Genomic DNA, 11,840 nt, shown 5'->3' on the forward strand with positions numbered 1-11,840 from the left:
ACCGCCGCCGCGGTGTTCTACGCGGTCTCGACCCACGTCCAGGACCTCGGCAAGGAGCGCGTCCACCCCGTCTTCCTCATCGACGAGGCGCACCTTCTGCATCCCGAGATGCTCGGGCATCTCCACATCCTCCTCAACTATGAGTGGGACTCGAAGGCGCTCCTCTCGCTCATCCTCGTCGGCCTCCCCGAGCTGAAAGACCAACTCCAGCTCCGGCGCTACCGGTCGCTGCACTCGCGCCTGCACTGGCGGCTGCACATCGACCCGCTCACGCCCGAGGACACCGCCGAGTACCTGCGGTACCGCATGAAGCGAGCCGGCTGCGATCGCGACGTCTTCACTCACGACGCCGTCGCCATGCTGCATGAGGCGGCCACCGGCGGGATGCGCGACCTAGATCGCCTCGCGACCGGGTGCCTCCGCGAGGCGGCCCGCAAGAAGCGCAAGCTCGTCGAGCGGGACCTCCTCCCGCGCGTCCTCGACCGCGACGGCCTCGAGGTCGACCGGTGATCGCGCCCCCCCTCGCCGCCGTGGTCTCGGCCCGGCGGCGGGGCGCCGGGCAATGTCCATCACGCCGCTGCGCGCGCCCCGCTCAAGCGGCGATGGACAGCAGCCAGGCTGTTCGCATCTCCATCAACGAGCTTGAGCGGCCACACCGAGCCGTTGCACACACCTCGTCCATGCGCGCCCCGTTGCCCGGACCGTCGCGCCGCGCTACAAAGACCACGCGCCGCGACCGCGGCGCTCCGATGCGCTCCTAGCGAACCCGAGAGCCTCTTTCTCGCCTCTGCCGTCCGCGCCCTGCGCGGCTTCGGCTTCGCCTGGGAGCACGCCGTGCCATCCATCCGCCTCGAGCGGGTCTCGTTCGCCCACGCGGACGCGATCCCCATCCTCACCGACGTCGATCTCCTCCTCCCCGCGGGCTGGACCGCCCTGGTGGGCGAGAACGGGGCGGGGAAGACCACGCTCCTCGCGCTCGTCGCCGGCGCGCTCGCCCCGGCGTCCGGGCGGATCCGCGTCGAGCCGCCGGGTGCGCGCATCGCGCTCTGCCCGCAGCGGGTCGACACCGCGGGTGAGCCGGAGCGCGACCTCGCGCGCAGCGAGGACGGCGCCGCGCGCAGGCTCCGAGGCGAGCTCGCGCTCGATCCGGCCGCCCTCGCGCGGTGGGAGACGCTCTCGCCCGGCGAGCGCAAGCGCTGGCAGATCGCGGCGGCGCTCGCGACCGAGCCGGACGTGCTCCTCCTCGACGAGCCCACGACCCACGTCGACTCGGCCGCGCGGGCGCTCCTCCTCCGCGCGCTGCAGCGGTTCGGCGGCGCGGGCGTCGTCGTCTCGCACGATCGCGCCTTCCTCGAGGAGCTGGCCCCGCGCACCGTCCGCCTCCACCGCGGCCAGGCGAGCCTGCACGACGCCCCGTACTCCCGCGCCCGGGAGCGCTGGGAGGCGGAGGTCCGCGCCGCCTGGGACCGGCGCGCGCGAGCGCAGGAGGTCGCGCGCGACGCGGCCCGGAAGCTCGACGAGGCGCGACGCGCCCGCGAGGCCGCCGAGCGGGCCCGGAGCGGACGCCATCGCGACGCGAAGGATCGCGACGCCCGCACCATCACCGCGACGACGCGCCGGATGTGGGCGGAGGACGGGCTCGGACGGCGCGTCGGTCGCCTGCGCGCCGCGGCCGAGCGCTCCGAGGACGCGATCCCGGCGGCGCCGCCCCAGGCCGAGCTCGGGAGGTCGGTGTTCGCCGGGTACGAGCGCGCCCCGCGGCCGGTCCTGCTCGCGCTCGACGCCGCCGCCGTCCGGGCGGGGACGGCCGGGATCCTCCGCGACGTGCACGTCCGGTTGAGGCGGGAGGACCGGGTCTGGGTCCGAGGTCGGAACGGGTCCGGCAAGACGACGCTCCTCGAGGCGCTGCTCGCCGGGTCCACGCTGCCGCCGGATCGCCTCCTCCACGTCCCCCAGGAGATGCCGGCGGACGCGTGCGCGGACCTGATCGCCCGGGTGCGGGGTCTCCCGCCGGACGTGAAGGGGAAGGTGCTCGCCGTGGTCGCGGCGCTCGGGAGCGACCCGGCCCGGCTCCTCGCCTCCGCGGTGCCTTCCCCGGGGGAGGCGCGGAAGCTCCTGCTCGCGCTCGGGCTCGGGCGACACGCCTGGGCGCTCGTGCTCGACGAGCCGACGAATCACCTCGATCTCCCCACCGTGGAGCGGCTCGAGGCTGCGCTCGCCGCCTACCCCGGCGCGCTGCTCCTCGTCACGCACGACGAGGCGTTCGCCGCGCGCTGCACCGCCTCGCGGTGGAGCGTCTCCGACGGCCTCGTGCACGCAACGTGATCTCCGACGGAAGGCCCCTACCCGAACGCGAACCCGATCCCATCTCCCTGCCCCATTCCCACCGTCACGTTTGTCACGCTCCGTCACCGTGCCGGTCACCGTCACCGGCCTCTCCGTGCTCGCCACCCGGGTCCCGTGGCCCGTGGGCCCCGAGCCCGTCATCTGGCGCGGCCGTTCGGGCGGGCGACCGCGCCGCGTATCCGACGTCCGCGACGCGTCCCTCTCCGCGCGCGGTACTCCACGACCGCCGGTCGCTCACAGCGGCCGAGCCGTTGCACACGGTTCGTGCATGCCCAAGGTGAGCGAGTTCTTCGGGATCGTGATCGCGCTTTACTACGCCGATCACGCTCCTCCGCACTTCCACGCCCGTTACGGCGAGGAGGAGGCCGTATTCGCCATCGACGGCCTCGACGTGCTCCGCGGCTCGATCCCGCGACGTGCCCACGCGCTCGTGCTTGAGTGGGCCTCGTCGAGAAAGGGCGATCTGCGCGCCAATTGGGAGCGGGCCGGGCAGGTCACTGCCGCTCGCCTTCATCCCCCGCTCGACTAGAATCGGCACGTGGTGCGAATCCGAAGCGTTCGTCCGCTCGACGGGTTGCGCGTCGAGCTCGGCCTTACGGACGGCTCGACCCGGATCGTGGACGTCGGTCCGCTGCTGCGGGGCCCGATGCTCGAGCCGCTCCGGCGGGACGCCGACCTGTTCCGTGCGGTCCGCGTGGACGAGACGCTCGGCACGATCGTGTGGCCGAACGACGCGGATCTCGACCCCGACGTGCTCGTCCTCAGCTTGCCGCCGCTTTGACCGCACTCCGGCGGCTCTATTTTTTCGAGTTCGGCCCGCACCGAACTGTCAGTGCCTTCCACCTACGCCGGGGTCGTTGCCCGTCTGGCCGCTCTGTCCCCAATTCCCAAACGCTTGCTCATGGCAGGGTTTGCATTTTTTGTCGCCTTCGGTTGCTTCTCGTTGGCAACGTTCACGCCCAGAAGGACTAGTCTTGCATGATTTACAACCCCCGCACTCACATTTAACCATTGTCCCTCCTTTAAAATATTGACCGCCGAAACGTGACCACCGAAACGTGTCGCGACAAGTGATAGCCCGTTCTCCACGAGCTACCCGTCACCGGCTGCGCGGCGCCGCCCCCTGCCGCGCGAAGATCTCGCGCACGGTCTCGATCGTGTCCGCGTCCTCCGGCCGCTTGTCCTCCCTGTAGCGCTTCACCCGCGCGAAGCGGAGGGCGAGGCCGGAGGGGTACCGCGGGCTCGCCTGGATCCCGTCGAAGGCGACCTCGACGACGAGCTCCGGCCGGACGGGCACCTCGTAGGCGTCGAGCGGGCCCGTGGCGAGCGCGCGGAGCCGGTCCGTCTGCCACGCGAGCATCGCGTCGGTCATGCCCTTGAAGGTCTTCCCGAGCATGGCGTAGCCGTCGCGCCCGGGATCCCGGGCGCCGAGGTGCAGGTTCGAGAGCCAGCCCCGCCGCCGGCCCCTGCCCCACTCCGCGGCGAGCACCACCAGGTCGAGCGTGTGGGCCGGCTTCACCTTGAGCCACGCGGCGCCCCGCCGGCCCGCCTCGTAGGGCGCGTCGAGGGCCTTCGCCACGATCCCCTCCTGCCCGCGCGCGAGCGCGTCGGAGAGGAACGCCCGACCCGCCGCCACGTCGCCCGTGACGAGGCGCGGGACGAGGTGCGCGCCCGGGATCGCGCGGGCGAGGGCCTCCCAGCGCTCCCGCTCGGGCGCGGCGAGCAGGTCGGCCCCGTCCACGACCAGCGCGTCGAAGAAGAACGCGGAGAGCGGCAGATCCGGCGCGAGCCGCTCCACGTCGAGCTTCCGCCCGAACCGGCGCATCGTCACCTGGAACGGCTCCGGCGTCCCGTCCGGCCGGACGGCGATCGCCTCGCCGTCGAGGATCAAGGTCGCCGCGGGGGAGGCGCGGACGAGCGCCACCACCTCCGGCACCGCCCCGGTCACCTCGCGGAGCGAGCGCGAGAAGACCTTCACCCGGTCCCCGTCCTTGTGGACCTGCACCCGCGCGCCGTCGAGCTTCCACTCGAGGGCGGCGGCGCCGCCGCAGGCGGCGAGCGCCTCGGCGATTCCGGCCGCGGTCTGGGCGAGCATCGGCTGGACCGGCTCGCCCACCCGGAGCGCGAAGCGCGAGAGCCCGGCGGCGCCCTCCTCGAGGGCGGCGGCCGCGACCGGCGGGAGCGCGCCGGCGAGCATGACCGCGCGCCGGACCGCCTGGGCCGGGAGCCCCGCGGCGCGCGCCACCGCCTCGACGAGCACCCCCTCGAGCGCGCCCTGCCGCAGCTCGCCGAGCGCGAGCCCGGCCAGGAACCGCCGCTCCTCCGCCGTGGCGCGCCCGAGCAGCCCCACGAGGACGCGCCGGCGCTCCGCCCCCGCCCCCGCACCCCTCGCCGCCGCGATCCGACCGAGCGCCTCGTCCACCTCGGACACCGTGAGCGACGGCGCCGCGGCGGCCGTCGTCGCGGCGAGCGCCTCGTGGACGGTGGCGTGGCCGATCCCGATCCGGCCGCGGCCGAGATCGCCGGCGAGCCAGGCGGCCCCCGCGGCGCGCTCCGCCGGGGCGAGGCGCCGGAGCGCCTCGGCGAGCCGCGCGACCTTGTCGAGCCGTCCGGGCGCCGCCGCGACGTCCCGGGAGGTCGCGGCGAGGTCGGCGAGGAGCATGCGCCGGTTCTAACCGGCGCCGCCGGCGAGGGCGCGCGCCGCCCGCCGCACCGCCTCGACCGCCGCCGGCACCGCCGCCTCCACCGCCGGGGTGAGCCCCTCTCCGATGGACTCCATCTCGAGCACCTCGACGGCGACCACGTGGATCCGCGCCGGCACGGGCGCCCCGGCGTCGCGGGCGAGGGCGAGCGCCGAGGGGAGCCCGATGGCGTGCGGCGACGGACCGCCCGGCGCGCGGATCGCCTCGAGCGGCACCGAGTGGACGGCGCCGGGCGGGAACGCGCCGGTCCGCACGGCGTCCACCACCACCACGCGGTCGAACCCCTCCATGTCGTCGAGCAGGTAGAGCCCGGATCCCGCCGAGCGCCGCACCACCGCGCCCGGCTCGGGGGCGGCGTCGAGGGCGTCGGCGACCCGGAGCGCCACCGCGTCGTCCCGCCGGATCGCGTTCCCGAGGCAGAGGACGAGGATCGCGCCGGGCCGTTCACCCTCAGCGTAGGGCCCGCCGAGCGGGCCCGGGATCGCCGGGTCGCGGTCCGCCTGGCCGATCACGCGTCGTCCTCGCGCACCCGCCGGCGGATCACGTCCCGCACCGCGCCGTCGGGGCCGCGCACCGTCACCACCAGCGGCAGCTCGCCGGGGAGCGCGTGCGAGGCGCAGGCGTTGCACGGGTCGTACGCCCGGAACGCCATCTCGAGCAGGTTCAGGAGCCCCGCGTCCACCTTGCCCGCCTTCACCAGCCCGCGCGCCGCCTTGCGCACCGAGATCTGCACCGGCGCGGCGTTGTGCTGGGAGGCGACGACGAGGTTCACGGCGGTGAGCATCCCGTCCGCGTCGGTCGCGTAGTGGTGGAACAGCGTCCCGCGCGGCGCCTCGACGGCCCCGACCCCCTCCGACGGCCCCGCGAGCGGCGCCGGCACGTTCCGGACCTCGGCCTCGCCGAGGTCCGGGTCGTCGGCGAGGAGCTGGATCAGCTCCGCCGCCTGGAGCGCCTCGACCAGCCGCGCCCAGTGGAACGCCAGCGTCTGGTGCGCCGGCCACCCGAGCGTTTCGAAGAGGCGCTGCCGCTCCGCCTCGGCCCGGGGCGTCGCCATCGCCGTCGCGACGTTGAGCCGGGCGAGGGGGCCGACGCGGTAGAGGCCGCTCTCGCTGCCCTCGGTGAATCCCTTCCAGCCCCGCGCCTTGAGGAAGGTGAGCTTCGCGTACGTCCAGGGCTCCACCCGCTCGGCGACGTGCGCGAGGTAGTCGCGCGGCTCGAACAGCGCGAGCTCCTTCCCGGCCGGATCGATCACCCTCACCCGCCCGTCGAGGAAGGCCACCCGCCCCGCCTCGTCCACCATGCCCATGGAGTGGCAGCGGACGCGGAAGACCTCGCTCGAGATCGCCCGGGCGTACTCGTCGTTCCCGAGGACCGCCGCGCGGAACGACTCGAGGGTGTCCACCGCGAACTGGACGAGGCGCGGCGCCGCCTCGCGCGCCCGCCGCACCGTCTCGGCGTCCACCGGCCTCGCGATCCCGCCGGGCAGCGCGAAGACCGGGTGGATCGTCCGCCCGGCGAGCGCGGCCATGAGGTCGCGCGCCTCCTTGCGGACCGAGAGGATGCGCTTGCCGAGGTCCTGCCCGACCCGGGCGAGGACGCCGAGGAGGCTCCGCATCGGCGCGGGCGCCCGCGGGCCGGCGTAGAAGTCCGGCCCGCCCATGTACCAGTAGTGGAGGAGGTGATCCTCGAAGACGAACAGGTGGTAGTAGAGCGCCTGCGCGCGGCGGGCGGCGACGGGCGGCGTCACCCCGTACAGCGCGTCGAGGGCGCGGACCGAGGCGAGGTGGTGCGCCGCCGGGCAGACGCCGCACACGTGCGCGGTGAGCTGCGGCATCTCCTCCGCCGGCCGCCCCACGCAGAACCGCTCGAACCCGCGCAGCTCGGGCACCTGGAGGTACGCGCTCGCCGCGTTCCCCTGCTCGTCGAGCAGGATCTCGATCTTCCCGTGCCCCTCGAGGCGGGTGATCGGGTCGATGGTGATCCGCCGCGTCATCGTCTTGCCGGGGGGACACTCGCCTCGCCTCCGCTCGGCTCGCGCCCCCCCGGACCCCCCGCTCGCTCCGGGCCACGCTCATCCGCGTGGCCCTGCGCTCGCCTTCCTCCGTCCACTCCCTCGCCTCCGCTCGGCTCGTGCCTCCCCGGACCCCCCGCTCGCTCCGGGGCACGCTCATCCGCGTGCCCCTCAGCTCGCCTTTCTCCGTTCACTCCCGCGCCTCCGCCGCCGCGCCGGGGCTCCGCCTCGCTCACCGGCCGCACGCGCGCCGGCGCGAGCCCCGCCGCGTAGGTGTACCGCCAGAAGGTGCCCACCGGATCCGGCACCGCCGCCGCGAGAGCGCGGCGCTCCTCCTCGCCGCCCTGGAAGAGCGAGGCGAAGCCGGAAAGCATCGCGGCGCCCGCGTCCCGCACGCCGTCGAGCGGCCCGAAGCAGCCGCGGCACGGCATCCCGGCCTCGACGCAGCCCGGCTGGCATCCCTGGCGCGTGGCCGGGCCGAGGCAGACGAGCCCCTGGGCGAGGAAGCAGGCCTCCGGCTCGATCGCCGAGGTCGCGATGCGGCGGAGCGCGCGGAGCTCGAGCCGCTCGGGCCGCGAGCCCCTGCGCGGGCACGACTCGCACAGGGAGACGTTCGGCGCGAGCACCGCGCCCGGCGGCGGGGGCTCGCCCGCGAGGAGGGCGTCGAGGGCGGCGGAGATCACCGCCGGCGACGGCGGGCAGCCCGGGATCGTGCAGTCCACCTGGACCACCTCGGCGAGCGTGAGGGTCCGGGAGAGCAGGACGGGCAGCGAGAGCGCGTGGCCCGCCGCCTGGACCGGGCGACCGGGCAGGACCGCGTCCGGGTTCGAGATCGACGGGGCCCGGCGGTACGCGGCGTCGAGGATCTCCTCCGGCCCGGACAGGTTGCCGAGCCCGACCACGCCGCCGAGGTGCGCGCAGGCGCCGAAGGCCACCAGGGTGCGCGCCTTGCGGCGGAGGAGCTGGGCCCACTCGTCGTCCTCGGTGAGCCGCACCGCGCCGTTCACGAACGCCACGTCCACGCCGCCGTCCGGGATCGCCTCGACGTCGCTCCGCTTGAAGTCGAACGCCGCCGGCCAGAGCACCACCTCGACCTTCTCGAGCAGCTCCGCGAAGCCGTCGCCCAGGTCGATCACCGCCTCCTCGCAGCCGCCGCAGGAGGCGTTCCAGTAGAAGGCGACCCTCGGCTTCCCGGGGCGCCGGGGCGGCGTCGGGCGCGGGCGCTCGATCGCGTCCACCCGGTGCGGCGCGAGCTCGAGCGCGTCGTGGACGTCGTCGAGGGCGCGCCGCCGGTACGCGAGCGGCCCGAGCGCCCGCAGCTCCTCCGTCATCTCCCGGACGATCCCGGCGAACCGCTCCCCCTCGTTCGCGCCCGCCCACGCGAGCCGGAGCCGCGCCGGCTCGATCCCGGCCTGCTCGAGCGCGCGGGCGAGCACCGCGTGGCGCGCGGCGGCGCGGAGGTTCCCGTCCACGTAGTGGCAGTCGCCGGGGTGACAGCCGGCGACGAGCACGCCGTCGGCGCCCTCGCGGAACGCCTGGAGCACGAACGCCGGCTCCACGCGCCCGGCGCACGTCACGCGCACCGTGAGGAGGCTCTGCGGGTACGCGAGCCGGGCCTGGCCGGCCCGGTCCGCGGCGGCGTACGCGCACCAGCTGCACAGGAACGCCACGATCCGCGGCTCGTCCCGCATCCGCTCCGCCGTCACGTCCCGCTCGCCGCGAGGAGGGCCGAGATCTCCGCCTGGAGCTGGGCGCGGGTGTAGTGCCGGGCGCTCGCCGCCCCGGTCGGGCAGGCGGCCGCGCAGCTGCCGCAGCCCCGGCAGTGCACCGCCTCGACGCTGGCCGTCCCTGCGTCCGGCTCGATCACCACCGCCCCGAACGGACAGGCGGCGACGCAGATTCCGCAGCCGCCGCAGCGCGCCGGGTCGATCTCGGCCGCGAGCGGCTCGAGCGGCTTCCGCTCGCCGGGGAGGAGCGCCGCGAGCACCTGGCCGGCCGCGGCGGCGCCGTCCCGGATCGCCTCGTGGATCGTCCGCGGCCCCGCCGCGGCGCCCGCGACGTGGACGCCGGCGATCCGCGTCGCGGTGGGCTCGAACGGCCCGGCCCCGCGGTCGAGGAGGAACCCCCGCGCGTCCTGGTCGATCCGGAGGAGCCGGGCGAGCGCGGCGGCGCCGGACGAGGGGCGCGGCGGGGCGTGCACCACGACGAGGTCGGCCGCGTGCCGCGTCTCGATCCCGCCAGGCGCCACGAGGCGCACCGAGAGCCCCCCCAGCACCTCGGAGACCGCGGCCTGCGCCAGCGCCCCCGCGACCAGCTCCACGCCCTCCGCCGCGAGGGCCGCGGCGGCGCCGGCGAGCTGGGGGGCCCGGTCGAGACCGCCCGCCACCGTGATCCGCGCGCCCGGGAGGCGCGCCCGGAGGAGGTGGGCGAGCTTCAGGATCTCCCGCGCCCCGAGCTCGGCCCCGACGTCGGTCGCGGTGGACGCGAGGAGGATCGCCCGCGGCGCCGTCCCGCCGGCCCCGCGCACCTCCCCGCGCGTCGGGCCGTCCGGGTGGAGCATCTGCTCGAGCTGGTAGCTCGAGATGACGCCGTCCGGCCCGTCCGCCGCCCCCGGCTCGAGCCCGGTCGCGACCACGATCGCGCCCACCTCGACCTCGCGCGCCGCCGCGGGCTCGTCGAGCCGGATCGCGCCGAACGCGCAGGCCCGCACGCAGGCGTCGCAGTCCGGCCCCCCGCCGCGGCCGGCGTGGTGCCGGCAGGCGGCGCGGTCCACCACCGAGGCGTGCGGCAGGCAGCCGGGGTACGGCAGGTGGATCGCCCTCCGCGACCCGCCCCCGCGCGGCTCCCGCACCTCGACCGGGCAGGCGCTCACGCAGGCGCCGCAGCCCAGGCACGCCTGCGGGTCCACGCCGCGGGGCGAGACGGCGAGCTGGACCGAGAACCGCCCGGCCGCGCCACGGACCCGGGCGACCTCCGCCCCGGTGAGCACCTCGATCCGCTCGTGGTGCAGCACGCGATCGAGCGCCGGCTCCATGAAGCAGCTCGCGCACTCGAGGTCCGGGAAGATCGCGTCGAGCCGGTTCGCGAGCCCGCCCAGGACGAAGGCGCGCTCGACCAGGAACACCCGCCGCCCCTTCTGGGCGAGGGTGAGGGCGGCGGAGATCCCGGCCGCCCCGCCCCCGACGACGAGCACGTCCGCCGAGACGTCCACCTCGCCCGCCGCGATGGGTCGCTGGAGCGCCACCCGCCGGAGCGCGGCGGCGACGAGCGCCCGCGCCCGGGCGGTGACCGCCTCCGGCTCGCCCCCCAGCCACTCCGCCTGCTCCCGGAGGTTCACGAGGGCGAGGTGCCAGGGGGAACGCCCGGCGCTCTCGAGGACGCCGCGGAAGGTGTGCTCGTGCTCGCGGGGAGAGCAGGCGCCGACGACGACGCGCTCGATCCCGCGCTCGCGGATCCGCGCCGCGAGCCAGGCCTTCCCCTCCGGGGAGCAGAGGACGTCGTGGACCGCGACGTCGGCGGCGCCGGGCCAGGCCGCGGCGTCCCCGAGCTCCGGCAGGCGCACGACGTTCCCGAGGTTCGGTCCGCAGCGGCAGAGGTACAGGCCGGTCCGTCCGCCGGCCCCGCCCTCGGCTCCGTCTCGCTCCCCGGTCACACCGCCGGTCCTCCGGCTAGTACTGGATCTGGATCACGCACTTCGGGCCGTCCGCGCGGACGGACAGGAGGGTCTTCTTCCGGCGGTCGCAGAACGTCCGGATGTCCTTCTCGAAGGTGGGGCAGTCCCCGATGATCTCGACCACCGTGCCGGCGGGCGTCTCCGCCGTCTCCACCGCCAGCTTCAACACCGGCTGCGGGCACCGCATGCCGCTGCAGTCGATCTTCATGACGTTGAGTCCCACTTCCTCGCTCTCCTTGCATGGCGGGCGGGGGCCGGGGGGCCAGGTCGCGCGCCCAGGCCTCCGGTCCGGTCCTCGCTTTTGCAGACGCTCACGGTCGACATTACCGACCCATCCCCCCGGCGTCAAACCGCCAAGGGTGCGACATCCTGTGGGGAATCTTCTGCCGCAGGCGCGGGCCGGGCGTGGAGCAGGAGGGTCGGCGTGGGTCCGCCGCGAGGCGGCGAGGAGGCGTGCGAGGGAGGAGCCGGGGGAGCGCCCCGAACGGAACCGCGGGCTAGTACTTCGCGTCCTCCGCCTCGATCAGGCGGTAGATCTCGGCCTCGCTGCCGGCCTTCAGGATCGCCTCGCGGAACGTCGGGTTCTTGAAGATCCGGCTGATCCGGGCGAGCGCCTTGAGGTGGGCGCCCGCGGAGTTCTCGGGGGCGAAGAGGGCGAAGAACAGATGGGTGGGCTTCCCGTCGATCGCCCTGAAGTCGATGCCGGGGACGGAGCGCCCGAAGCTCGCCATCAGGCCGGGCAGCCCCGCGACCTTGCCGTGCGGGATGGCGACGCCCTCGCCGATGCCGGTCGAGCCGAGCTTCTCCCGCTCGAGGAGCGTGTCGAGGAGCTTCTGCCCGTCCACTTTCTGACCGGCGACGAGCGGCCGCGTCAGCTCCGAGAGCACGGCCTGCCCGGTCTGCCCGGTGAGGGTTCCGATGACGGCGTCCGGCCGAAGGAACTCGACGATCTTCATGATGGACCGGCGTCAGCTAACACAGGTGGCAACGGGTGGGCAAGAAGGCAAGCCGGGCTGCGAGCGGTGCCGCGGCGGCCGGCCCGGCGCGGCGAGGACGGGGCACGGCCTCGGGCCGCCGGGGGGCACGCGCGCCGGCGCGCCCCCCGGGG

11 protein-coding genes and 1 pseudogene are annotated in these 11,840 nt (G+C 75.5%); 4 read left to right on the plus strand and 8 right to left on the minus strand.

The genetic code is table 11. The features are described 5' to 3' along the window. From MNZ27_RS15630 to MNZ27_RS15645, 4 genes are all read left to right on the plus strand, one after another. On the plus strand, positions 1 to 510 hold a 510-nt coding region (locus MNZ27_RS15630), incomplete at its 5' end, for an ExeA family protein (protein WP_242395021.1). A 324-nt stretch (positions 511 to 834) separates the two neighbouring features. Continuing rightward, positions 835 to 2,325: an ATP-binding cassette domain-containing protein gene (locus MNZ27_RS15635; RefSeq protein ID WP_242395022.1), complete on the plus strand. Its 1,491-nt coding sequence runs from the start codon at positions 835 to 837 to the stop codon at positions 2,323 to 2,325. A 298-nt stretch (positions 2,326 to 2,623) separates the two neighbouring features. Further along, entirely contained in the window at positions 2,624 to 2,875 is a 252-nt protein-coding gene (locus MNZ27_RS15640; RefSeq protein WP_242395023.1) for a DUF4160 domain-containing protein, read from the plus strand. A gap of 9 nt (positions 2,876 to 2,884) precedes the next feature. Further along, the gene (locus tag MNZ27_RS15645) at positions 2,885 to 3,127 is read left to right on the plus strand and encodes a DUF2442 domain-containing protein (RefSeq protein WP_242395024.1); all 243 of its coding nucleotides are present in this window, start codon (positions 2,885 to 2,887) and stop codon (positions 3,125 to 3,127) included. A gap of 318 nt (positions 3,128 to 3,445) precedes the next feature. Here MNZ27_RS15645 and MNZ27_RS15650 read toward each other — a convergent pair whose 3' ends face one another. From MNZ27_RS15650 to MNZ27_RS15680, 8 genes and pseudogenes are all read right to left on the minus strand, one after another. Next, positions 3,446 to 5,008, minus strand: a complete 1,563-nt coding sequence (locus MNZ27_RS15650; protein WP_242395025.1) for an ATP-dependent DNA ligase — start codon at positions 5,006 to 5,008, stop codon at positions 3,446 to 3,448. A 9-nt stretch (positions 5,009 to 5,017) separates the two neighbouring features. Continuing rightward, positions 5,018 to 5,560, minus strand: a complete 543-nt coding sequence (locus MNZ27_RS15655) for a hydrogenase maturation protease (protein ID WP_242395026.1) — start codon at positions 5,558 to 5,560, stop codon at positions 5,018 to 5,020. After that, a complete protein-coding gene (locus MNZ27_RS15660; protein WP_242395027.1) occupies positions 5,557 to 7,041 on the minus strand; it encodes a Ni/Fe hydrogenase subunit alpha in 1,485 nt (494 codons plus the stop codon). The genes MNZ27_RS15655 and MNZ27_RS15660 overlap by 4 nt, the downstream gene beginning before the upstream one ends. Next, positions 7,038 to 8,297, minus strand: coding sequence for an NADH-quinone oxidoreductase subunit B family protein (locus MNZ27_RS15665; protein ID WP_308197972.1), 1,260 nt, complete (start codon positions 8,295 to 8,297; stop codon positions 7,038 to 7,040). The genes MNZ27_RS15660 and MNZ27_RS15665 overlap by 4 nt, the downstream gene beginning before the upstream one ends. A gap of 63 nt (positions 8,298 to 8,360) precedes the next feature. Further along, positions 8,361 to 8,750 (minus strand): annotated as a pseudogene (locus MNZ27_RS24060) (hydrogenase iron-sulfur subunit); the annotation flags it as partial. An 11-nt stretch (positions 8,751 to 8,761) separates the two neighbouring features. Then, entirely contained in the window at positions 8,762 to 10,711 is a 1,950-nt protein-coding gene (locus tag MNZ27_RS15670) for an FAD-dependent oxidoreductase (RefSeq protein WP_242395029.1), read from the minus strand. 16 nt (positions 10,712 to 10,727) lie between these two features. Then, complete coding sequence (locus tag MNZ27_RS15675) at positions 10,728 to 10,955, minus strand: sulfurtransferase TusA family protein (protein WP_242395030.1); 228 nt, start codon at positions 10,953 to 10,955, stop codon at positions 10,728 to 10,730. 274 nt (positions 10,956 to 11,229) lie between these two features. Next, on the minus strand, positions 11,230 to 11,688 hold the full coding sequence (locus MNZ27_RS15680) for a PTS sugar transporter subunit IIA (RefSeq protein WP_242395031.1): 459 nt from the start codon (positions 11,686 to 11,688) through the stop codon (positions 11,230 to 11,232). Between the last annotated feature and the right edge of the window lie 152 nt (positions 11,689 to 11,840).

It is taken from the genome of Anaeromyxobacter oryzisoli (genome assembly GCF_022690765.1).
Classification (GTDB): domain Bacteria; phylum Myxococcota; class Myxococcia; order Myxococcales; family Anaeromyxobacteraceae; genus Anaeromyxobacter; species Anaeromyxobacter oryzisoli.